We start from the raw sequence: 22,449 nt of genomic DNA on the forward strand, positions 1-22,449 counted from the left end.
GCAATTATTCCGCATCAACGGAACCTATCTTCATCCCCCTAAACCTCCACTAAGTCCTTTCACACTGTTGTCAATGGCCTCCTTTCTGCACGTTCTCGGAACCTCAGCGAATAAGGCCAACTCACGCCACATGTTGACAGCGATTACACCCTTGCTTTAATAGCACCACACGTTTTTATGCAGCTTGTTATGTCCGCAAACTCCTATCACCATGGCAACCTTCGCCAAGCATTGTTGGATGCCGCTCTCAACCTGATTCGCAGCCAAGGCATAGAACAGCTGAGCCTGCGTGCCATTGCCCGTGATGTTGGCGTCTCGCAAACGGCGCCATATCGGCATTTTGCTGATAAAAACCAGCTACTGGTGGAAATCGCCAAGCAAACCTTCCACGAGCTGTCTGAACATTGCCGCCTAGCACTGAACCCAAATGTCAGTACTGCGGATAATATTCATCGCTGCGCCATGGCTTACTTGCACTTTGCGATCGATAATCCTGAGCGCTACAAGCTGACCTTTGGCCAAAGCATTGAGCAGCGTGATGACTACCCCGATTTACTTGAAGCCGGTATGAATTCCTTTGCCGTATTGTTGCAATTAATTGAGCAAGGCATTGCTGATGGCTCATTAATTGATCAGGATGCGCGTTTATTGGCCAATACCAGCTGGTCGACCATTCACGGATTTGCCTCACTAGCCATTGATGGCTTCTACCAACGCCAGTGCCTGCAAATTGACAATGACCAATTGATCAACAATATGCTGAGCCTGGCAACCCGCGCTATCCTGCGAAATCCGGGCACCCATGGACAATCCTGACCAAACAGACAAATCAACCTAAGAGACAAAACAAAACCATGGTACCGCTTTTGGCTTTTGTAGGGGTGTTCGCCGCCAGCCAAAGCGCTATACTGCCGCCCTTTCACACATTGCAGTAAGGCAGCGCAATATGGGTAAACAGACCGCACTGTACGAACAACACCTGGCAGCAGGTGGCAAGATGGTGGACTTTGGTGGCTGGGATATGCCCATCCATTACGGCTCGCAAATTCAGGAACATAATGCCGTGCGCGAAGCCGCCGGCGTATTCGATGTCTCACACATGACCATCGTCGATATTCACGGCAGTGACGCCAAAGCTTACCTGCAGCGCTTACTGGCCAATAACGTCGATAAACTCAAAACCCCTGGTAAAGCCTTATACAGCGGCATGCTGAATGAACAAGGCGGCGTTATCGACGATTTAATCGTGTATTTAACCGACGATGGTTATCGCACTGTGGTCAACTGCGCCACCCGCGAAAAAGACCTAGCGTGGATGGAACAGCAGCGCGCAGGGTTCGATGTCACTCTGACCGAGCGTCCAGAACTGGCCATGCTGGCCGTGCAAGGCCCTAAAGCCATTGCCCTGGTGAGTGATATTTTTGCCTCCTCACAACGCGCTCATATGGCTGAGCTGGTGCAATCACTGAATGTATTTCAGGGTCTACCAGTTGATGGCTGGTTTATTGCCCGTACCGGTTACACAGGTGAAGATGGCCTGGAAATCATGATTCCTGCTGAACAAGCGGCTGATTTCTGGCAAGCCCTGCTGCAACAGGGTGTTCAGCCTGCAGGCTTAGGAGCACGTGACACCCTGCGCCTGGAAGCCGGTATGAATCTGTATGGCAACGACATGGACGACAGCATCAGTCCACTGCAAGCGGGCATGGGCTGGACCATCGCCTGGGAACCTGCCGAGCGTGATTTTAATGGCCGCGCACCTCTGGCTGCAGAAAAAGAAGCCGGTGATAGCCCTAAACTGGTCGGCCTGATATTGGAAGGTCGCGGCATTATGCGTGCCCACCAGAAAGTGGTGGTCGAAGGCATTGGCGAAGGCGAAATCACCTCTGGTACTTTCTCACCGACCATGCAGCAATCTATCGCCATGGCTCGTGTTCCTCGTGCCACGGGCGATAGCTGCCAGGTCGAAGTGCGTGGTAAATTGGTGCCCGCTCAAGTGGTTAAATTGCCGTTTGTTCGTAACGGCGAAATTATCTGCAAATAATGACACAGCGACACCTCAGGGTGTCGTTGCACGATGCGGTGACACCGCAATCAAAGGAGAAAAACGATGAGCAATATTCCTGCTGAACTGAAGTACGTTAAATCCCATGAATGGATCCGCGTAGAAGACGATGGCAGTGTCACTGTCGGCGTAACTGACTACGCCCAGCAACAATTGGGTGACGTTGTCTTTGTGGAATTGCCAGAAGTTGACACCGAAGTAGGTGAAGGCGACGACATCGCCGTGGTGGAATCCGTCAAAGCAGCCTCTGATATTTATGCGCCGCTGCCAGGCAAAATTGTTGCCGTCAACGACGCTCTGGTCGATGCGCCAGAGAAAGTAAACGAAGACCCCTATGGTGAAGCCTGGTTCTTCCGTATGGAACTGGCCAATGCCGACGACCTGAACGAACTGTTGAGCGCTGACGACTACGCCGCTGAGTGCGAATAATCACCGCCCTTCCCCGCCGGGCGCACTAGCCCGGCCCCTCCCCGTTTTTTTTGTACGAGCAAGCCCATGACCACACTGTCTTTGAAACAACTGGAACAGCACGACAGCTTTGTCGGCCGTCATATTGGTAGCAACGGCGCCGGTCCCGATGATCGCGAACAAAATCAGATGCTGGCAGCCATTCAGGCCGATTCCCTCGACAGCCTGACCGCAGAAATTGTGCCATCCGATATTTTGCGTGAAGCCTTCCTTGACATCGCCGACAGCCGCAGCGAAGCCGAAGCCCTGAATTATTTACGCCAACTGGCAGCACAAAATCAGGTGTGTAAAAGCTATATTGGCATGGGCTATCACGACACCATTATTCCTAACGTTATTCTGCGCAACGTATTGGAAAATCCAGGCTGGTACACGGCTTACACGCCTTACCAGCCAGAAATCGCCCAAGGTCGATTGGAAGCCTTGCTGAATTTCCAGCAAATGGTGATAGATTTTACCGGCATGGAATTGGCGAATGCCTCCTTGCTGGATGAAGGCACGGCAGCGGCTGAAGCGATGGCTATGGCCAAGCGCTCTGTAAAGAAAAACAAGTCGAACACCTTTTATATCGATGAAAACTGCCTGCCGCAAACCATCGACGTAGTCAAAACCCGAGCAGAAGCCTTTGGCTGGGATATTTTAGTCGGACCGGCAGACTGCGCTGCTGAGCACGACGTATTTGGTGCGCTGTTCCAATACCCAGGCAAAGACGGTGCGGTGCAAGACTTTACCGATGTGATTGCAGCTCTGCACGAAAAACACGCACTGGCAGCCGTGGCCACCGATTTAATGGCACTGGTGATGCTGAAAGCACCGGGCGAGATGGGCGCTGATATTGTACTGGGTAACGCCCAGCACTTTGGTGTGCCGATGGGCTTTGGTGGCCCTCATGCCGCCTTCTTTGCTACGCGCGATGCTTTCAAGCGCTCAATCCCTGGCCGCATTATTGGCGTTTCTATCGATGCCAACGGACAACCTGCACTGCGCATGGCGTTGCAAACACGCGAGCAACATATCCGCCGCGAAAAAGCCAATTCTAATATTTGTACCGCTCAGGTACTGCTGGCGAATTTGTCGTCATTTTATGCTGTTTACCATGGTCCTAACGGCCTTAAAACCATTGCTCAGCGCATACATCGCCTAACCGACATCTTAGCTCTCGGGTTAACCAGCAAAGGCGTCGTGCCGCTGAATCAGCATTGGTTTGATACCCTGACCATTCAACCGGCTGATAAAGATGCCATTATTGCCCGGGCACAACAGCAAGGGGTTAACTTGCGCCTGGATGATGGCGATACCCTCGGTATTAGCTTGCATGAAAAAGTCACTGCCGGCGATGTTGCACAGCTGTTTGATATTATTCTCGGCGCTGGTCACGGGCTCGATGTTTACGCCTTAGACGCTGACGTGATGGCACAAAACAGCTTGCCGCAAGCCGTGATTCGTACCACACCGTTTTTGCAACATGCCACCTTTAACAGCTACCACACCGAGCATGACATGCTGCGCTATATGAAGCGCCTGGAAGCTAAAGATCTGGCCATGAACCACAGTATGATTACGCTGGGTTCGTGCACCATGAAGCTAAACGCCACCACCGAAATGATTCCAGTCACCTGGCCAGAATTTGCCAATATTCATCCCTTTGCTCCTCGCGAGCAAACCGTGGGCTATGAAAAAATGATTGGCGAACTGGATGATTATTTAAAGACCATTACCGGCTTCAACACCATTTGCATGCAGCCTAATTCAGGCGCTCAAGGCGAATACGCAGGTCTTCTGGCGATTAAAAAATATCACGAAAGTCGCGGCGAAGGTCATCGCAATGTCTGCCTGATTCCGCGCTCGGCCCATGGCACCAACCCCGCATCGGCACAAATGGCGTCCATGCGTGTTGTGGTGACCGAATGCGATGAAAATGGCAACGTTGATTTCAATGACCTTAAGGCCAAAGCGGAAGAATTAAGTGAGCAACTGTCTTGTTTGATGCTGACTTATCCATCAACCCATGGCGTGTATGAAAAAGGCGTTAAAGAAATTTGCGACCTGATTCATCAACACGGCGGCCAGGTCTATATGGATGGCGCCAACTTAAACGCTCAAGTCGGTCTGACTCAGCCAGGGTTTATTGGTGCCGACGTGACCCATATGAATCTACATAAAACCTTCGCCATTCCACATGGCGGCGGTGGTCCGGGCATGGGCCCGATTGGCGTGGCCGATCACTTAGCGCCATTTGTGGCTAACCACTTGCAGCGCCCCATTGAAAATGCTGCCAAAGGCAATGGCCCGGTGTCATCCGCACCTTATGGCTCATCCAGCATCTTACCCATTAGCTGGATGTACATTACCCTGATGGGCGGCAACGGCCTGCGCAAAGCAACACAAACCGCTTTGCTAAAAGCCAACTATCTGGCCAAGCGCTTAAGTGCCCATTACCCCATTCTGTACACCGGTGAAAATGGCCGCGTTGCCCACGAATGTATTGTTGATTTACGCCCAATTAAGGCAGAAACCGGCATCACAGAAGTGGATATTGCCAAACGCCTGATGGACTACGGCTTCCATGCGCCAACCATGTCATTCCCAGTGGCAGGTACCTTTATGATCGAGCCAACGGAATCGGAAAGCTTGGCTGAAATTGATCGCTTTGCCGACGCCATGATCGCCATTAAAGGTGAAATAGACGCCGTCGCCAGTGGCGAGTTGGACAGCGAAGATAACCCGCTGAAACACGCTCCTCACACGGCAGAAGCCGTCGCTGGAAACTGGTCACACAAATACAGCCGTGAACTGGCGGCCTATCCGACCCGTAATCTTGGTGCACATAAATTCTGGCCAAGTGTGGGTCGCATTGACGATGTCTACGGCGATCGCAATTTGATTTGCTCCTGCCCAGCCATCGATAACTACGAGGATTAATCCTCTTAAAAAAGCCGGCTAAGCCGGCTTTTTTATTTTCCCTGCAACTGTTTAAAGATATGTTGCCCCAAATCGGCAATGGCCTGATTGCGCTCAGCAAACTCAGCATCCGTTTCTGCGATAAAAATAGCAATAATCCAAGGTCTGGCCGCTTGTTCTTTGGGCCATACCAGCGCTGTAATAGCACGTGCACCGTTACCGCCTGCACCACTGCGATCGGCAATGCCCCAGCCATCAGGCAATACGGAGCGCAATAATCCATCAGCCACCTGGTTATTTATCATCCACTGACGCAGCTGTTGTTGCGCTGGTTTTGATAATCCTTGACCCAGTAATAAATGCTGTAGGGTGCGAGCCATGGCATACGGGGTGGTGGTATCACGCCGATCGCCTGGAATGGCCGAATTTAGCTCAGTTTCCATACGGTCTAAACGTGTGATGTTATCGCCTTGCTGGCGCAAAAAAGCCGTTAACTGATCGGGCCCACCAAGCAGTTTCAGCAGCAGATTGGCTGCACTATTGTCACTGCTAGCCAAGGTAATAGCACACAGCTCTGCACCCGTTACCGTATCCCCTATGCGCTTTTCCATCACCGGCGCATACGACACTAGATCGTCGTTCGCCATGGTCACGGTTTTGTCTGCCGCCCCTGGAGTATTTAATAATTGAGCACACAGCAGGGTTTTAAAGGTACTAGTCAAGGCAAAGCGTTGATCTGCTTGATGCTGCCACACAGTGTCGCCCTCAGCCGACAGCACCACAGCCCCCATACGAGCCTTTAATTGATTTTCCAGCGACTGTATCTGACGGGTTAGCTCTGCCTTGTTCACCCCACCCTGCTGAGTTTCAACTGGCTCGGTTGGATTGGCCAAGCAACCTAGACTGAACAAAACTAGTGCGATTAAAACCCACGGCGAAGATTGCATAAGATGTACTCACAGAATAATAACCGGCGCCATTCTAGAGCCTGCCTCGCCAAGATCAATCACACCTTCAGCCATTAGAGAAAGTAAATACTCACAAACCTGCGCAATGACGGTCAGAGACATCTAAAAGGCGTAACGTAACAAATGACACGCACTCCAAAACATCCATCGTTGCCAATTGACCGTCATATCTTTACCATGCGCAGCCCGCAGGAGAGCAGGCACAGGCCTCGCCGAAGGCGCAAACTCCCATAAACGCTCAGGCACACGGACTGCGGTATCTAAAACGCCAACTGGAGAGAGGTTGCAGCAGCAACCCACCGACGGGGCAAGCAATGTCTGGGTAGTCATTGCTAAACTCTCAGGTAACCGGACAGGGGGAGAGGCACAGTTATACTGCAGGACGACTGCATGCTTACGCTCGCCTATTTGTTCGCTATTACCGCCGAAGCCATGACCGGCGCCCTGGCCGCTGGCCGTCGCCAAATGGATTTGTTTGGTGTGTCTATGATCGCCTTTTTAACCGCCTTAGGTGGTGGCACGGTTCGAGATATACTATTAGGTAACTTTCCCGTTAACTGGACCCGCCACCCGGAATATATTTACCTCACCATTGGCGCAGGCTTATCCACCCTGTTTATTGTTCGCTGGGTGCACAAACTGCATCAGCTGTTTTTGGTGCTGGATGCTATTGGCTTGGTTGCCTTTACCTTGATTGGTTGCAACGTAGGGCTAGAGCTGGGCTATTCTCTGCCAGTGGTTGTGATGGCGGGTATTATCACCGGTATTTTTGGTGGCATTTTGCGCGATCTATTGTGCCAGCGCGAACCCGAAGTGCTGCATCGTGAGCTATATGCCAGCGTATCCTTTATTGTTGCCCTGGTGTATTTGCAGCTACGCCATTTTGGAGTGAACGAAGACAGCACGTTATTATCGGCCTTTAGTCTTGGCCTGTTGCTGCGCATGTGTGCTTTACGCTGGCATTGGCAGCTGCCGACCTTCAGTATTGCAGTATCGGCAGGAAGCGAGCAGAGATAAGCGGATGCCCAGCATCCGCCTTCTGTTATTCCAAACCAAATAAGAAGGTGAGATCGAGGGTTAGCAAATTGGTACGGGGCTTGATTGTGATTCCTCCCCATCCAGAGTAGTCTTCATTGTAAGCACTGAAGTCATACCAGATGAAACGTCGGTACTTTAACCCTAAATCTAAAGTAATCTCCTCTGACAATTTCTGAGTCCTACCTGCACCCACTGCCAACATCCAACCAGTTTCCCGTTCCTGTCCATCAACAGTGATGTGTTCATTGTCGTTCCAACTATACAGCCCCACCCCTAAGCCGATATAAGGCTGCACCTCTCCACCTTCAAACGATTTCTTCCAGTCAATATCGAAGCCATAATAGGTGGCGGTATCAAACTCTTCGTGCTCATAGCCGTCTAACGCATTAGACGTGTAATTGATACCAATACGATTTAGGCTGTATTCCATACGATGCCCACCAGAATGGGCGGTGCCAAACATTAAACGTTGATTTAGGCTGTACAGATTCGCGTCGGTTTTACCAGCGTCGACTGAATAATAATAAGAGTTCTGTTCGATCTCATAGGTTTCCTGGCCGAATCCAATAGCACCGCCGACTCCAGTATAGAAATCAGCTGCCATCGAGACACTCGATGCACCTATCAATAGTGGGCAAATAAGGGTTTTATACATCACTTTCAATCCTGTCGAATCCACACAAAAACCAGCACCAAAGCACTATAAAAGCGCGGATTATGATCGATCCTTAGTAAGCACACAAGACACCGAGCCACTAAGACTAACGCTGAAACTGAGTGAGTTTTATATACATCAGTGCAGTAGAGATCACATCACCAATGGCGGTGTGACGCTCAATAACAGGGACGTTTAAATCATTAGCTAGGCCTTCAAAGGTAAGGTCGAGCTGAACTTCTGGTATATAGCGACGTTTTTGACTGACGTATATTTCAGATACTTCAATAAAGCGATTGGGCAACTTAAAGTTGTACAACTGCTTAATATAGCGATTCAGAATGGCTCTATCGTATTCAATATAAAAACCGCATATTGGTCGGTTGCCAATAAAGTCGAGCAGCCTTTCGATAGCTTCTGCCACACTGACGCCAGTGCTACGGTCTTCTTTTGTTAAATGATGCACCCGCACAGCATTCTTATCAGTTTTGGCATCTGAGCGAATGGTCAAGTCTAGCGCGTGTGACAGCAGGATTTCTTGGCCCTTAACCACAACAGCGGCCACACTCAGCAATTCCCCCTTATGTTTATCAAACACACTCGTTTCGCAATCCAACACCACCACTTCATCGCCATCATACAGATCTGCCAAATGACGCCAGCGCCCTTGTGGCGGTAAAAAACCCGGCAGCTGCCGCCGCAACCAATAGCGCACTAAAAGCTCTCTAGGTGAAAGTGATTCACCAGCAATTGCTTAAACTTTTTTACTCGCCGCAAGGCATGGCGCAGTAAACTGCGATCGACGCTGCGTAACGCTTTTAGGTTTAACTGCTGGCTTAACCCTGGGTTATCACTGGCACTCTGTAATTGCTGGCGCAAACGAATACGAATAAACAATAACAAGGCATCTTTTAGCCCTTGCACCACCTCTTCATCAAGAATCTGATGCTGCTGCAGCCAGTCAAGGCGTTTTAGTGTGTTGGTCTCTTCTAGCGCAAACTCAAATGCCAGCGCTCGTACGCCATGCACCAAAGGAAAAATTCCGCCTTTTTTAATATCAATTTTGCCATGATCCTCACGAATATTGCCCAACAAGGTCAGTGGTGTTTCAAACTGCAGAGCAGGTTTTGCAAACCAAGCAGAAATCATGCTGGAACGCAAATCCGCTTGTTGCCAGCGCGAGCGTACTTGGGCAAATAGTGTTGTGTCGCCGCAAATGGCCTCGCCATCCATCAATATGGCCATATTCATCATGGCTTCGGGTGAACCTGATCTTAACCAGCGATTGACCCTGCCCTGCCAACCATCAACGGTGTGAATCCAGCCATCGTTTATAAACATCACACCACCTGGACAGGGCGGGTAACCAAACCCCAAGAGTGCCTGATGCAGTTGATTTAATAACGGCATGACGGCTTCGCGCTCGTGCTCAGCGTTAAGGATAACGGCATTATCCTGATCTGTTTTCAGTATTTGCTCACCGCGCCCTTCACTACCAAGCACCAAGATACACACGCGATGGCGTAATCGTTCAGGGAAAATAATATCAAAGGCGCGCTGCAACAGACGTCGATTGAGCGTAGTGATCAACTCCATGATGGCAACGGTATTAACACCTTGACCAGATAAAGACCGAATCAATACATCCAACCGCTGGGCGGCCACCGTCAACTCATTGAGGCTACGCGATTGTTCAATACGCATAGCAATAACGTGGGAGTGAGTGGAAAACAGGCTGAGCATGTCCATCAGCTCTAACACCCCAACGATATCCCCGTCCTTTTCGACCACCACACGTTCGATCTGATACTGGGTCATCTTTAATAACGCAGAAAATAGAAAGTCGCCATATTCCACGCGTATCAACTGATATTGAGCAATTTCCAGTACTTTGCTCTGCTTGCCATGATCACCCAACAAGGTGGCATGTAATAAATCCGTGCCAGTAACAATACCCACGCCTTTGGCCGAGCGCACCAAGACAGAATCACTTTTTTGCTCACGCATTAACGCGGCCACCCTGGCCAGTGACGTTTGCCCATTTACGTACACAGCAGGGCGTATGGCCTGCTCATCCACCCGAGCCATAATAAATTCGGACACCCCGGTATCTCGCTGCTCCACTAACGATGCCTGAGTTCCCAAATCCGTATGAAAGAATACCGAGAAGTCGTCCGACTCTTTTATGAGCTGAATAAAATCAGCCGCAGGCAGTAGATAACACAGGGTTTCTTCACGCGCAGTAAATCGGTGCTTACCCTTTGCGGACAGTAGCGCACGCACATCAAAAATGTCTTCGTGGCCGTAATGCGAAACCAGTTGCTGCTGATCATCGCTTTCTTCCACCACGCCTTTAAAAATTATGTATAAACCAGCTGCAACCTGACCATAATCGACAATGACTTGCCCCGCCGCGAAAAACACCAGATCAAGACGCTGCACCAACCAATCACGTTGTTGAGGCGATAGAAAACTAAAAGGAGGCTGATTCAGATCAATTTGTACCGTCATACGGCGTTCTCCATCGGCAACGCACTACCACTAACAGCATAAATCACTATGACTCTTACCGTTTGATGATAAAACCACAGTAAAGCAGCTACGCCATAACAGTCTAATTGGCGCCGTCATGCTGCACAGTCGACCTTGGTCGCAGCGCTTATCTGCCGATAGATCAAGGGCCATGCTATAGTGCCGGCAAGGATTCAAGCAAAAGCCCATGCCGCTCTGTCACAATGATGGACCCGCTGTAATCTGGGCTTTTAGCAAATAATAACAAGTGGCGAGTGATATGGTTCCTTCCTGGCAGCTGATTGCTATTTCTGTTGTATACATTGGCACGTTATTCGCCATCGCCTGGTATGGCGATAAACGTGCCCATGAAGGCAAACCGATACATCGCAGCGGCATCATCTACAGCTTATCACTCGCCGTTTACTGTACCTCATGGACCTTTTATGGCGCTGTCGGTCAAGCGTCGACCAGTGGCTGGACCTTTCTATCCGTCTATTTAGGGCCAACGCTCTTTATCTTGTTGTTCTGGCGCATGATGGGAAAAATCATTCGCATTGCAAAAGAAAAGCGTTTGACCTCCATCGCCGACTTCATTGCAACCCGTTACGGCCGCGATCATGCGTTGGCTATTTTGGTGACTTTGGTGGCGGTATTAGGTGTTATTCCTTACATTGCTCTGCAACTCAAGGCGATCGCGACTGGTTTTGAGTTAGTCACTCAACCTTTGGGCTCCCATCAGACCCAAGTCAGTATGTGGTCGGATACGGCGTTTTATATTAGCTGCGCCATGGCGGTGTTTGTCATTATCTTTGGTACCCGCGACATTGATGCCAGTGAACAGCACCCAGGCATGATTACCGCCGTCGCGTTTGAGTCTATGGTTAAGCTGCTGGCTTTTGTTGCCGTTGGCATCTGGGTCATGCTCAGCCTCTACGATAACCCTCTGGATATTATCACCTTGAGTGAGCAGCTGGCTGCTGAACACATATTATTTAATAGCGACATTATTTCTTTAAGTTTTTTGCTGCAAACACTGCTTGCGGGCTTTGCCATGCTGTGCCTTCCACGCCAGTTTCAAGTCGGCATTATTGAAAACGAGTCCAGCCGCCACTTACGTACCGCCCGGTGGCTATTCCCTCTGTATCTGATGTTATTAATGCTGTTTGTCATGCCCATTGCTTTAAGTGGCGACCTGTTTCTAAAACCACTTGGGTTTGTTGCCGATACCTATGTGCTCAGCCTGCCGGTGACCTTTGGCAATGATGTACTGGCGGTCATGGCCTTTATTGGCGGTGGCAGCGCCGCCACCGGCATGATTATCGTCGCCACCGTGGCCATCAGTACCATGGTGTCAAACGAGTTGGTACTGCCGGTATTTTTTCGCCGCGCACAACATCAAGCAGAGCTGCAACAGTCGCGCAGCGTGCGATCTCTGGTATTAACGGTTAGGCGGCTGGTTATCATCGCCATGATGCTGCTGTCGTATTTGTTTTACCGCAGCGTTGGTGAATTTGAATCCTTGGCCGCCATTGGCCTGTTATCCTTTGCCGCCGTAGCCCAATTTGCTCCAGCGTTAATTGGCGGCCTGATCTGGCAGCGGGCTAACCGCCAAGGTGCCATGGCGGGATTGCTCAGTGGTACCTTTATTTGGTTTTACACCTTATTACTGCCGCTGTTAACACAAACCGTCAGCGGACAAGGTGGTGCATCAGATCGTTTTATTGGTGTGGGGCTGGATGACTTCAGTGTTGGGGTAATCGCCAGCTTAAGTGTGAATATTGGCTTTTTTATCGCCTTTTCCCTGGCCACCCATGCCTCTGTACGCGAGCGCATGTTAGCCTCAGATTACACCAGCACTAAATCGCCACTCAGCAATAACAAGGTAGCACCCAGTTTTGACTGCAAAGTCGACGATGTACGAGTGGTACTGGAGCGAATCTTAGGCTCACGTAAATGTGAGGTATTTTTCAGCGACTACCAATCCCGTCACGGCGTGCAGTTTGACCATGCCATGGCGTCCAGTACCTTACTGCACGAAGCGGAAAAACTACTGGCCTCAGTGGTTGGCTCCTCATCGGCAAGGGTTATTTTTTCTACCTTGCTAGGGGGAGAGCAGGTCCAGATTCGTGACCTGGCCTTTATTGCCAGTGAAGCAAGCCAAGCCTTCGCCTTAAGTCGTGAACAATTGCAAGCAGCGCTGGAAAATCTGCATCAAGGTGTCAGTGTGATTGACCGTCAGCTGAACCTGGTAGCCTGGAACCATCGTTACTTAGAGCTGTTTGACTACCCCGCTGGGTTCATTCACGTGGGTAAATCGGTGGAGGAAATCATTCGCTACAATGTCGCTCGCGGTTACTGCGGCCAAGGTGACATCGAAACTATGGTGACACGAAGAATGAATTTCCTGCGCCATGGGTCTGCCCATCACTTTGAGCGCGAACTGCCTAGCGGCACGGTATTATCAATGCAAGGGCACCCTATGCCGGATGGCGGTTTTGTCACCAGTTTTACCGACATTACCGCTCATCGGCGGGCCGAACAGGCACTGCAACAAGCCAACATTACCTTGGAGCAAAGGGTCGAAAAAAGAACTCAGGAGCTGGAGCACCTAACATCTAAGCTGATCGAAGCCAATGCCAGTAAAACGCGCTTTCTGGCGGCCACCGGTCACGATTTAATGCAGCCGCTCAATGCCGCAAAGCTATTTGCTTCCACCCTGGCACAGCAATCCCTGAATGATCAGCAACAGCAGCTTGTCAGCCATGTAGAAGGCGCGCTGCAATCGGCTGAAGACGTATTGTCGGTGCTGGTCGAAATTTCCAAAATTGATGCTGGCGCACTGGAGCCTGATCTCAGGCCTGTCAAGGTCAGCGATATTTTACGCCCTCTGCGCGATGAATTTACCGCCATCGCCCAACAAAAAGGCGTTAGCCTCACTGTGCGCGATTGTCCCGATTGGGTCATCAGCGACGCTCATTGGCTCAGGCGTATCATTCAAAACCTTATCAGTAACGCGGTGCACTACACCCAGTCCGGCGGTGTGCTGGTCGGCTGTCGGCGCCGTGGTGAATCATTAGTGGTGCAGGTATGGGACACAGGGCCTGGTATACCAAGTTCCAAACTGTCAGAAATTTTTGGTGAATTTAAACGTTTGCAGGCCGGTGGTAACGATAAAGGACTGGGCCTTGGCTTGGCCATCGTTGATCGCATGGCCGGCCGTTTAGGCCATAGTGTCAGTGTCGACTCCTGGGTGGGTCAAGGCACACGCTTTGCCGTCAGCATGAGCTTATGTGACGCCTTACCAGAACCACCCGCACCGGTACTCAAGCGGCGCAGCAGTGGCTCGTTAGCCGGACTAGAAACGTTTTGCATTGATAACGACCAAGAAGTGCTCACTGCCATGACTGCCCTATTGCAGAGCTGGCAATGCCAGGTATTCAGCTGTAGCAATCAACTGCAAGCCCAATCACTCCCGACTAAACCGCAAATTATGCTAGCAGATTATCAGCTCGACAATGACGAGACTGGTCTTGAAGTGATGCAGATGCTACGCCAGCAGTTTAATGACGATAGCATCCCTGGTGTCCTGATTACGGCAGACCCCAGGCCTGAAGTAGAACAGCAAGCTAAACAATTGGGCTTTTATTTTTTACGCAAACCCATGCGACCAGCGGCTCTCAGGGCATTGATGAATCGTTTGATCAAATAACAACATTGACCCAGCTACTTTCGCTGGTAACAATGAAGGTTCGCCCTGTGTAACAACATTGCCGCAACATGTGCACAGCCGCAAGCTTTCATCATTCACCATAGATAGCTTCCCATGTCGATAAAACAACAACTCATCGACCGTCATGGACAGCCCGCATTCGGCTTATTCAATGATGGTGTGCAACACATCAATTATCTCGACTACGATCTACGCTCACCCATGGATCGCCGCCTGAGCCAATGGGCCAAACGCTTTAAGTTCAATCAGTTTCAGTTTGTTGGACTGCTTTGCCCCAGGCTGATTGTTGGCATTGCCATTGTCGATTTAAAAATAGCCAGCAATGCCTTCGTTTATCTTTACGACCCAGAAACCGGTGATTTTGACGAATTTAGTTTTATTCAACCGCTGGCCCGTCATACCCATATCGATCCACGCCCCAATGATGGCGAAGCCGTTTTTCGCTGTAATAAAGCCAGTTTCTCCATGCGCGCTACCCGAGTGCCCGGGGTACGACGTGTGCAGGTTGAATTGCCGGGCAAGCTCAGTATTGATACCACCATAGATGAGTCTACCGCCTATCAGCCATTGTCGGTTTGTACCCGCGCCGGATATCAAGGCTGGGTATTTACCCAAAAAAGCACCGCCCTGGTGTGCAATGGCAGCGTGCATTGGCGTGGTCGCGAGATGGACCTGCACGAGCTAGGAGCATTGGCCAGCGTTGACTGGACCGGCGGCTATATGCGCCGTGAAACCTTCTGGAATTGGGGCAGTTTATCCTGTCGTTTAGCCGACGGCCGCCGCTTAGGATTTAACCTGGCGGCAGGAGTCAATGAAACCGGCTTTACCGAAAATGCACTGTGGCTGGATGGCAAGCGCATTAAAGTTGATATGGTCGACTTTCGTTTTGACCGCTATCAGAAAAGCCACGCCTGGGAGCTGCATTCCAATGACGGCAAAATTCGACTGCATTTTGAGCCCCAAGGGCAACGCCGAGAAAAGCTCAATGCCATTATTGCAGCGTCGAATTTTACCCAGCATTTTGGCCGCTATTACGGTGAAATTCGTTTAGCCGATGAAACGCTTAGCTTAAATGGTGATTGGGGCTTTACGGAAGACCATTACGCCAAATGGTAACAGGCCGTGCCTGACCGTTTTGATCAAGCACGGTACTGGCTGACAAGCAGCGCGACACGGACAGATTAACCGCCCGCTGCGACTTGTTGGTCTATGGTCAGCTGCAATACCTGCTCAGCACGATTGGCGACGGGCTCTATCAGTCCTTGCCAGTCACCCGCTTGGGCAGTGGGCTGACCAGAGCGAGAAATACGCGCTACTAAGGTCACCTGTTTAAATGAACTGAGCGTCATGCCCGGAGCCATGGCCTGGGCATCGCTTAAGGTAATCACCTGAGGCAATTGCGCCACCGTTAATTTTTGCACCGCCAGCGGCATCGCCGGGCCATCAAATGCTTTGGCCAGAACAAAGACGGTATCATCCGGGTTGGCTTGCTGCTTGGCTTGCGGCGATAACGACACCAACACTTTTAATTCGGCCCGCTGCAGCCAATCAAGGTCTATGGCGTCACCTTGTTGCTGTAAGTGCTCTGCGGCGCGGCGAATGCCTTGCTCTAATTGAGCGGCTTCAGGGCCATTGGGCATACGCTGCCATAACGCGCGCCAGTGGTTGATAGCATCAGCGTATTGCTCTAATTCAAACGCTAAAATACCCGCCATGCCCAATGCCTGGCGATGCTCTGGCGCCAACTGCAAGGCCTGTTGCAGCAAGGAATAAATGGCCGGATCCGCTTTTTGCTCGGCGGCAAAAAAGCGCGCTTGAGCCAACATGCTCATGGCCTCTGCACGATCACCATGGGCTTGCTCAGGCAAACGCTGCAACATGGCAGCAAATGCCGTAGCGGCCTCGTCGTAGCGCTGTTCGGCCGATAAAATCCGGCCGCGCAAATACGACCATTCAATATTATCTGGCTGGCGCTGCTCGGCTTTGGCCAGACGTTGCATTAGCTCTTGACGCTCTAGCTCACTCAGTCGGCTATTGGCAGCCAACTCTAACAATTGCGTCGCCCGCAGCTCATTGTTCGCACCCCATTGCTGATACAGCAATACAGTGCCGGTTAAGGTCAGCACGATTAAGGCAATTGCCAGCGGAATGCGATCACGCACCGACGAGCCAGACGACAGCGCTGGTGCGTCGTCGGCAGAGGCCAAAAATTCACGATCCAACTCTAATTGCAACAGTGCTTTTTCGTCATCGCTCACATCACTGCCAGCCACTTCGTCACTGCGTTCTTTATAAAGGCGCAGATTTTCTTCACTCTGACTGACCACCTGTTGCGACGCGCGATACCAAATCGGTTTTAGCAGCAACATGGTCAAGGGAATGGCCAATAACAACAGCGCTAATATCATGAGCGATTTGCCTTTTTCAATTGTTCGAGGCGGGCTTTTTCAGCATCCGTTAACGGCGCGGGAGCACGATTCTGGCCGCGACGAATCACCACCAGTAAAACAACACCAAAACCCATGGCCAGTAGTGGTCCCAACCACAGCAGCAAAGTATCTAATCGGAACGGCGGGTTATAACGCACAAAATCGCCGTAACGAGCCACTAAATAGTCAACGATTTGCTCGTCTGTTTTGTCTTGCTGCAGTAATTCATAGACCTTATCACGCAGATCAACGGCTACCGGTGCATTAGAATCGGCCAGATTTTGATTTTGACATTTGGGGCAGCGCAGATCTTCTGCCAGCTGGCGAAAGCGCTGCGCCTTTTGCTCATCTTCAAACTGGTATTTATGGCCATCGATAATGGCCACCGCAGCAAAAGGCAGACACAAGAGTATCAGCAAGCATGCACGTTTAATCATTTCATCGCCTCAAACTGAACTTGCAGCTGTTGCCATACACGGGCATTTAAATCGCCTACATGTTTGCCGCGAATAATGCCCTGACTATCGACCAAGAAGGTTTCAGGTGCGCCATACACACCCAGTTCTAGCCCTAACTTGCCGTCTGGGTCAGTAATATTAAACGCATAAGGATTGCCGTAAGCATCAAGCCAGGTGCGGGCTTTGGCATCATCGTCCTTGTAATTAATACCGACGATGGTGATGCCAAGCGTTGCCAGCTGATTAAGAAATTCATGTTCGGCTTTGCAGGTCGGACACCAGGTCGCCCACACATTGACCAGCACTGGCTGTGCTGGCAAAGCCGATCGATCGATATTTTCTTCATCCAGCAAGCGCGTGGCAGAAAACTCAGGAAAAGCCTGCCCTACTAAAGGGGATGGCAATGCATCTTTATTTTCTTTGCCAAGGCCAATCCAGAACAATACTCCCATAGCCACGGCAATGATCAGCGGAATAAACAGCAACCAGCGCTTCATGCCATGGCCTCCTGAGCGATGCTTTGCTTAGCGGTTTGCCGAGCACGATAACGTTTATCCATCGCCGCCATCACGCCGCCCAAGCACATAAAGATGGCGCCCAGCCAAACCCAGCGCATAAAGGGTTTAATCTGCAAACGCATGCCCCAGGCGCCGCCATCTAATGGCTCGCCCATTGAGACATACAAATCTCGCCACAGGCTTACATCAATGGCTGCTTCCGTCATCACCTGACGGCTAACGTTGTAACGACGTTTTTCTGTGGTTAAAACTTCAACGCGCTGATCGCCGCGCCAAACATTAAAGCGCACCGCATCAGACACAAAGTTAGGCCCTTCAATATGACCAGCATCGGCAAATTCAAAACGATAGTCGCCCAATACCGCCGACTCTCCCGGCGCCATTTTTACCGCCGTTTCCTGGCTGTAATTGGATACCATGGTGACACCAATAATAGTGACGGCTACCCCGATGTGAGCGATAACCATGCCCAGATAACTCCAACCTAAAGACGGAATACGACTCAGCTGACGACGTGATTTTTTCCAAACATCAACCCAGGTGGCAGCCACCAACCAGAAACTCACGCCTAAGCCCATCATCACCTGCCACTTCCACTCACCTGAAGCCAATAAAGGCGCCGCAGCCGCCAGTAGCAAGGCTGCTAATAACGCCCACTTTAATTCGGCGGATAAACGGCTAACTGCATCGGCTTTCCAACGTGATAACGAGCCTATACCGATGACCATAGCCAACATGACGGACAGCGGCACAAACATGGTATTAAACCAAGCGGCGCCAACGGACAGCTTGCCAAGTCCCATAAAATCGATAATCAGCGGGTATAACGTACCCAGCAAAATGGCAAAAGCGGCGACCAATAACATCAAATTATTAACCAGCAACATGCTCTCGCGCGACACCCACTCATAACGCCCTACAGAGGCCACCGTCGGTGCCTTGATGGCATATAACAACAGCGAGCCACCAACACAAATCCCCAGCAAGGCCAAAATAAACACACCCCGAGACGGGTCTGATGCAAAGGCATGCACCGACGTCAATACGCCGGAGCGCACCAGGAAGGTACCGAGCAAGCTTAAGGAAAAGGCAAAAATAGCCAGCAGTACGGTCCAACTTTTAAACAAGCCGCGTTTTTCTGTCACCGCTAACGAGTGTATTAACGCCGTTGCCACCAGCCAGGGCATTAACGAGGCATTTTCTACGGGGTCCCAAAACCACCAGCCGCCCCAGCCTAATTCGTAATATGCCCACCAGCTGCCCAATGCAATGCCCAGGGTCAAAAAGATCCACGCGGCGGTGGTCCAAGGGCGCGACCAACGTGCCCAAGCAGCGTCTAAGCGCCCGCCCATAAGCGCCGCCAAAGCAAAAGCAAAGGCCACAGACAAACCGACGTAGCCCATATACAAGGTCGGTGGGTGCACGATCAAACCAAAATCTTGCAGCAACGGATTTAAGTCAGCGCCATCCATCGGTGCAGATGGCAGATGGCGTTCAAACGGGTTCGATGTTTGCAGGGTAAATAAAATAAAGCCTACGGATACCATGCCCATAATAGCCAGCACTCGAGCCACCATATCCAATGGCAGCGAGCGACTAAACAGTGCGACCGCTAATCCCCAGCCGCCCAGCATAGTGACCCATAACAACAGCGATCCTTCGTGGGCACCCCATACCGCGCTGATTTTATAGGGTGTCGGCAATTGGCTATTACTGTTGGCGGCCACATAGGCAACGGAAAAATCATCAACCACAAATGAATAAGTCAGCACTAACAGCGAGACCAACAAGAACAGAGCCTGGGCAGCCGCCAGTGGCCTGGCATAGGCCATCAGCCAATCACGCCGGGTTTGCACCCCCACCAAGGGAACCAACACTTGCAACCCAGCCAAAATTAAAGCGAGTATCAGCGCCAGCTGACCAAACTCAGGAATCATCACCGCCAGCTCTGTGCTCATGCTTAATAGTCCGCCGCTTCTAGTTTCGCTTTGCCATCTTTATGGGCTTGATCCAGTGCCTCTTGCACTTCAGGCGGCATATAATTTTCATCGTGCTTAGCCAGCACTTCCGACGCCTGCAGTACCCCTTGCTCATCCAGTTGGCCAAGGGCCACTATGCCCTGCCCTTCACGGAATAAATCCGGCAGGATACCCTCGTATTGAATGCTGACTTCGGCGGCGCCGTCCGTGACTTTAAATATCACACCCAAGCCTTCATCATCACGTTCAACACTGCCTGCCACGACTAATCCGCCAGCGCGAATAGTTCGCCCCACTGGTACCTCGCCATTGGCAATTTGGCTCGGTGTTTGAAACAAATTAATATTTTGTGACAGTGAATACATCAACAAGCCAACGGCCACGCTAACGCCCGCTACTAAAAACAAAATCAGAGTCAGGCGCTTTTTACGTTGTGGGCGCATGTTTTTTCTCCCGTCGTAAACGTTGAATATGCTGCTTGATCAACTGTCGCTTACGTACAATGGGTTGAACAATATTAATAACGACGATAACTGCCGTCAGACCATAGGACAGCCACACATAAAAACCGTGCCGCCCCATGGCTAAAAATTCACTCACACTACTGAATTCCATTAGTTCTCCAGAAGTTGTTTAACCCAACTACGCTTGCGTTCATGCCAAAGAATTTCATTGCGGGTGCGTAAAATCACCAGCAGAGCAAAAAAGACATAAGCGGTGGCGATCATAATTAACAATGGCACCAACATATCAGGATGCATGCTGGGCTTTTCTGTCAGTGTTAAGGTGGCAGGCTGATGCAGGGTATTCCACCACTCAACGGAGTATTTAATAATCGGTATATTCACCAAACCAACAAGCGCCAAAATCGCGCTGGCTTTATAGCCACCCTCATCCGTTTCCATCGCCTGCTGCAGCGCCATTACCCCAAAAAACAAAAACAACAACAACAGCATGGAGGTCAAGCGAGCATCCCACACCCACCAGGTTCCCCAAGTAGGCTTACCCCAGATGGCACCTGTAAGCAGCGCGATCAAGCAAAAACTGGCACCGATAGGCGCGATGACTTTGGCCACCCAGGCCGCCATTTTCATACGCCAGATTAAAAACACCGCACCAGCAACGGCCATCATTACGTAAGCACTCTGGCTGACAATGGCCGCAGGCACGTGAATATAAATAATGCGAAAGCTATTGCCTTGCTGATAATCCGCTGGAGCAAACGCCAAGCCCAACACCAGGCCAACCACACAGCCCAACGCCGCCAGCGCCACCATCCAGGGTATCCAGCGGTTGGTGATATCATAAAACCATTTGGGTGAGCCCAAACGGTGATACAAGGTTTTTAGCCATTGCCACATACGTACATTACCGCGATAAATTAATTTTAAGAGCCGCTGCAGAAGCAAACGGCGTCAGACAAGCCGACAGCGCCAGCAGCGCACCCAGAAAGCCAATCTGACCGTTATAAGCCATACCAATACCGGCGTGATACACCGCACTGGCAGCAAAGATCAGTACCGGCACGTACAAAGGCAAAATCAGCAGGCTCAGCAACAAGCCACCGCTACGCACGCCCGCCGTCAGTGCTGCCCCTACCGCGCCTAATAAGCTCAACACCGGCGTGCCCACCGCTAGACTCAGCAGCAATGCCCCGTAAGCATCGTCGGGCAGAGCCAACATCAAGCCCAACACAGGTGCCATCAGCGTCAGTGGTAAGCCGCTGATGCACCAATGCACCAAGGCTTTTACCAAGGCCAAAGCATAAAGAGATTCTCCAGATGCCAGCCATTGCTCCAAGGTACCGTCGTCAACGTCGGCTTTGTAGAGTGCATCCAGTGATAATAAGGTCGACAGCAATGCCGCCACCCAGATGACACCGCCAGCGATTTTGCTTAAAAACTTAGGATCGGGATCAACGGCCATAGGAAACAAGGCCGCCACCATCAAGAAGAACATCAGCGGATTGAGCCATTCACCCGGGTTGCGCGCCGCTAACAATAAATCGCGCTTCAACGTTGCCATCACCAGGCTCATAACGATGCCCCCGCCCAGTGCGAGACATCCAATACGCGTAAATCCGGCACGGCCGTTAGGGCATGATGACTGGTGATCACCACGGAACCTGCGTTGGCCACATGCTGGCATAAACGCTGCTCCAGCCAACTAACACCTTGTTTATCGAGTGCGGTAAAAGGCTCATCCAAAATCCATAAGGGAGCAGGCACCACCACTAACCGCGCTAAGCTAATGCGCCGCTGCTGACCTGCAGACAGTTGCATCGCGGGTGTGTCTTCATAGCCCGCCAGTTCGACGGCATCGAGGGCGTAGAGTAGCTGATCGTCGTCCAGCTGCCATTGTGCTGTTAGCCAGCGTAGGTTCTCTAACGCTGTCAGACTTTTTTTTACCGCCGCCAAGTGCCCCATATACAAGCGCTGTGCTGCGTACTCGCTATATACCTGCGCCAAGGGCTGCCCGGCAAAGCAGACGTCACCGTCAAAGTCGTGGTTCAAGCCGGCCAGAATTCGCAGTAAGGTGGTCTTGCCGGCACCATTGGGGCCCGCTAACTGCACCATGGAGCCTGAGCTGAGCGTCAGATCAAACTGCTGAAACAGCACTCTGTCATCGCGCTCGCAGGAAAGATTTCTGGCTTGCAGCTCAAACGCAGCATTACTGACCATGCATCGACCTTGGTAACGGCAGTATTTGCTGCCAAAGTGAATAAA

Annotated in this window: 20 protein-coding genes and 1 riboswitch; of the genes, 7 read left to right on the forward strand and 13 right to left on the reverse strand. The window is 51.1% G+C overall.

The genetic code is table 11. The annotated features are described in order from the left end of the window. The first annotated feature begins 189 nt into the window (after nt 1-189). From AC55FS_RS14200 to gcvP, 4 genes are all read left to right on the forward strand, one after another. On the forward strand, nt 190-816 hold the full coding sequence (locus AC55FS_RS14200) for a TetR/AcrR family transcriptional regulator (protein ID WP_496932912.1): 627 nt from the start codon (nt 190-192) through the stop codon (nt 814-816). 130 nt (nt 817-946) lie between these two features. Further along, entirely contained in the window at nt 947-2,044 is a 1,098-nt protein-coding gene (gene gcvT, locus AC55FS_RS14205) for a glycine cleavage system aminomethyltransferase GcvT (RefSeq protein WP_496932913.1), read from the forward strand. A gap of 66 nt (nt 2,045-2,110) precedes the next feature. After that, the gene (gene gcvH / locus AC55FS_RS14210) at nt 2,111-2,494 is read left to right on the forward strand and encodes a glycine cleavage system protein GcvH (protein ID WP_496932914.1); all 384 of its coding nucleotides are present in this window, start codon (nt 2,111-2,113) and stop codon (nt 2,492-2,494) included. 66 nt (nt 2,495-2,560) lie between these two features. After that, the gene (gene gcvP / locus AC55FS_RS14215; RefSeq protein WP_496932915.1) at nt 2,561-5,455 is read left to right on the forward strand and encodes an aminomethyl-transferring glycine dehydrogenase; all 2,895 of its coding nucleotides are present in this window, start codon (nt 2,561-2,563) and stop codon (nt 5,453-5,455) included. 32 nt (nt 5,456-5,487) lie between these two features. Here the strand turns inward: gcvP and bla are convergent, their stop codons facing one another. Further along, a complete protein-coding gene (bla, locus tag AC55FS_RS14220) occupies nt 5,488-6,285 on the reverse strand; it encodes a class A beta-lactamase (protein WP_496932916.1) in 798 nt (265 codons plus the stop codon). A gap of 296 nt (nt 6,286-6,581) precedes the next feature. Then, nucleotides 6,582-6,666, forward strand: a riboswitch (glycine riboswitch). Between the two features lie 126 nt (nt 6,667-6,792). Here bla and AC55FS_RS14225 point away from each other — a divergent pair. Next, on the forward strand, nt 6,793-7,419 hold the full coding sequence (locus AC55FS_RS14225; RefSeq protein ID WP_496932917.1) for a trimeric intracellular cation channel family protein: 627 nt from the start codon (nt 6,793-6,795) through the stop codon (nt 7,417-7,419). 25 nt (nt 7,420-7,444) lie between these two features. Here AC55FS_RS14225 and AC55FS_RS14230 read toward each other — a convergent pair whose 3' ends face one another. The 3 genes from AC55FS_RS14230 to AC55FS_RS14240 form a co-directional block, all read right to left on the reverse strand. After that, a complete protein-coding gene (locus AC55FS_RS14230) occupies nt 7,445-8,098 on the reverse strand; it encodes a hypothetical protein (protein WP_496932918.1) in 654 nt (217 codons plus the stop codon). A 103-nt stretch (nt 8,099-8,201) separates the two neighbouring features. Further along, nucleotides 8,202-8,810, reverse strand: a complete 609-nt coding sequence (locus tag AC55FS_RS14235; RefSeq protein WP_496932919.1) for a 3'-5' exonuclease — start codon at nt 8,808-8,810, stop codon at nt 8,202-8,204. After that, nucleotides 8,810-10,606 (reverse strand): putative nucleotidyltransferase substrate binding domain-containing protein, encoded by a 1,797-nt coding sequence (locus AC55FS_RS14240; RefSeq protein WP_496932920.1) that lies wholly within the window; start codon nt 10,604-10,606, stop codon nt 8,810-8,812. Before AC55FS_RS14240 ends, AC55FS_RS14235 begins: the two co-directional genes overlap by 1 nt. 280 nt (nt 10,607-10,886) lie before the next feature. Here AC55FS_RS14240 and AC55FS_RS14245 point away from each other — a divergent pair, with 280 nt between their 5' ends. Beyond that, complete coding sequence (locus AC55FS_RS14245; protein ID WP_496932922.1) at nt 10,887-14,318, forward strand: PAS domain-containing hybrid sensor histidine kinase/response regulator; 3,432 nt, start codon at nt 10,887-10,889, stop codon at nt 14,316-14,318. Between the two features lie 114 nt (nt 14,319-14,432). Continuing rightward, a complete protein-coding gene (locus AC55FS_RS14250) occupies nt 14,433-15,455 on the forward strand; it encodes a DUF2804 domain-containing protein (protein ID WP_496932923.1) in 1,023 nt (340 codons plus the stop codon). Between the two features lie 65 nt (nt 15,456-15,520). On the opposite strand, the gene ccmI is transcribed toward AC55FS_RS14250, so the two are convergent. From ccmI to ccmA, 9 genes are read right to left on the reverse strand one after another with little or no spacing between them, the layout of a single operon-like run. Beyond that, on the reverse strand, nt 15,521-16,747 hold the full coding sequence (gene ccmI, locus AC55FS_RS14255) for a c-type cytochrome biogenesis protein CcmI (protein ID WP_496932924.1): 1,227 nt from the start codon (nt 16,745-16,747) through the stop codon (nt 15,521-15,523). Next, a complete protein-coding gene (locus AC55FS_RS14260) occupies nt 16,744-17,205 on the reverse strand; it encodes a cytochrome c-type biogenesis protein (RefSeq protein ID WP_496932925.1) in 462 nt (153 codons plus the stop codon). The genes ccmI and AC55FS_RS14260 overlap by 4 nt, the downstream gene beginning before the upstream one ends. Then, a complete protein-coding gene (locus tag AC55FS_RS14265) occupies nt 17,202-17,723 on the reverse strand; it encodes a DsbE family thiol:disulfide interchange protein (protein ID WP_496932926.1) in 522 nt (173 codons plus the stop codon). Before AC55FS_RS14265 ends, AC55FS_RS14260 begins: the two co-directional genes overlap by 4 nt. Continuing rightward, a complete protein-coding gene (locus AC55FS_RS14270; protein ID WP_496935975.1) occupies nt 17,720-19,681 on the reverse strand; it encodes a heme lyase CcmF/NrfE family subunit in 1,962 nt (653 codons plus the stop codon). The genes AC55FS_RS14265 and AC55FS_RS14270 overlap by 4 nt, the downstream gene beginning before the upstream one ends. 23 nt (nt 19,682-19,704) lie before the next feature. Beyond that, complete coding sequence (gene ccmE, locus AC55FS_RS14275) at nt 19,705-20,166, reverse strand: cytochrome c maturation protein CcmE (protein ID WP_496932927.1); 462 nt, start codon at nt 20,164-20,166, stop codon at nt 19,705-19,707. Next, a complete protein-coding gene (gene ccmD / locus AC55FS_RS14280; RefSeq protein WP_496932928.1) occupies nt 20,150-20,338 on the reverse strand; it encodes a heme exporter protein CcmD in 189 nt (62 codons plus the stop codon). Before ccmD ends, ccmE begins: the two co-directional genes overlap by 17 nt. After that, nucleotides 20,338-21,084 carry a heme ABC transporter permease gene (locus AC55FS_RS14285; protein WP_496932929.1) on the reverse strand — a complete coding sequence of 249 codons (747 nt, stop codon included), beginning with the start codon at nt 21,082-21,084 and terminating at the stop codon, nt 20,338-20,340. Before AC55FS_RS14285 ends, ccmD begins: the two co-directional genes overlap by 1 nt. A gap of 7 nt (nt 21,085-21,091) precedes the next feature. Beyond that, complete coding sequence (gene ccmB, locus AC55FS_RS14290; RefSeq protein ID WP_496932930.1) at nt 21,092-21,760, reverse strand: heme exporter protein CcmB; 669 nt, start codon at nt 21,758-21,760, stop codon at nt 21,092-21,094. Further along, nucleotides 21,757-22,404 (reverse strand): cytochrome c biogenesis heme-transporting ATPase CcmA, encoded by a 648-nt coding sequence (ccmA, locus tag AC55FS_RS14295; RefSeq protein WP_496932931.1) that lies wholly within the window; start codon nt 22,402-22,404, stop codon nt 21,757-21,759. Before ccmA ends, ccmB begins: the two co-directional genes overlap by 4 nt. Nucleotides 22,405-22,449: the final 45 nt, after the last annotated feature.

It is taken from the genome of Bacterioplanes sp. CLAM21 (assembly GCF_059641015.1).

What these genes read in the sequence shown, in the direction of transcription:
- AC55FS_RS14200 (WP_496932912.1), top strand. Translation starts at nt 190, where the DNA reads ATGTCCGCAAACTCCTATCACCATGGCAACCTTCGCCAAGCATTGTTG.
- gcvT (WP_496932913.1), top strand. Translation starts at nt 947, where the DNA reads ATGGGTAAACAGACCGCACTGTACGAACAACACCTGGCAGCAGGTGGC.
- gcvH (WP_496932914.1), top strand. Translation starts at nt 2,111, where the DNA reads ATGAGCAATATTCCTGCTGAACTGAAGTACGTTAAATCCCATGAATGG.
- gcvP (WP_496932915.1), top strand. Translation starts at nt 2,561, where the DNA reads ATGACCACACTGTCTTTGAAACAACTGGAACAGCACGACAGCTTTGTC.
- AC55FS_RS14225 (WP_496932917.1), top strand. Translation starts at nt 6,793, where the DNA reads ATGCTTACGCTCGCCTATTTGTTCGCTATTACCGCCGAAGCCATGACC.
- AC55FS_RS14240 (WP_496932920.1), bottom strand. Translation starts at nt 10,606, where the DNA reads ATGACGGTACAAATTGATCTGAATCAGCCTCCTTTTAGTTTTCTATCG.
- AC55FS_RS14245 (WP_496932922.1), top strand. Translation starts at nt 10,887, where the DNA reads ATGGTTCCTTCCTGGCAGCTGATTGCTATTTCTGTTGTATACATTGGC.
- AC55FS_RS14250 (WP_496932923.1), top strand. Translation starts at nt 14,433, where the DNA reads ATGTCGATAAAACAACAACTCATCGACCGTCATGGACAGCCCGCATTC.
- ccmI (WP_496932924.1), bottom strand. Translation starts at nt 16,747, where the DNA reads ATGATATTAGCGCTGTTGTTATTGGCCATTCCCTTGACCATGTTGCTG.
- AC55FS_RS14260 (WP_496932925.1), bottom strand. Translation starts at nt 17,205, where the DNA reads ATGATTAAACGTGCATGCTTGCTGATACTCTTGTGTCTGCCTTTTGCT.
- AC55FS_RS14265 (WP_496932926.1), bottom strand. Translation starts at nt 17,723, where the DNA reads ATGAAGCGCTGGTTGCTGTTTATTCCGCTGATCATTGCCGTGGCTATG.
- AC55FS_RS14270 (WP_496935975.1), bottom strand. Translation starts at nt 19,681, where the DNA reads ATGATTCCTGAGTTTGGTCAGCTGGCGCTGATACTCGCTTTAATTTTG.
- ccmE (WP_496932927.1), bottom strand. Translation starts at nt 20,166, where the DNA reads ATGCGCCCACAACGTAAAAAGCGCCTGACTCTGATTTTGTTTTTAGTA.
- ccmD (WP_496932928.1), bottom strand. Translation starts at nt 20,338, where the DNA reads ATGGAATTCAGTAGTGTGAGTGAATTTTTAGCCATGGGGCGGCACGGT.
- AC55FS_RS14285 (WP_496932929.1), bottom strand. Translation starts at nt 21,084, where the DNA reads ATGTGGCAATGGCTAAAAACCTTGTATCACCGTTTGGGCTCACCCAAA.
- ccmB (WP_496932930.1), bottom strand. Translation starts at nt 21,760, where the DNA reads ATGAGCCTGGTGATGGCAACGTTGAAGCGCGATTTATTGTTAGCGGCG.
- ccmA (WP_496932931.1), bottom strand. Translation starts at nt 22,404, where the DNA reads ATGGTCAGTAATGCTGCGTTTGAGCTGCAAGCCAGAAATCTTTCCTGC.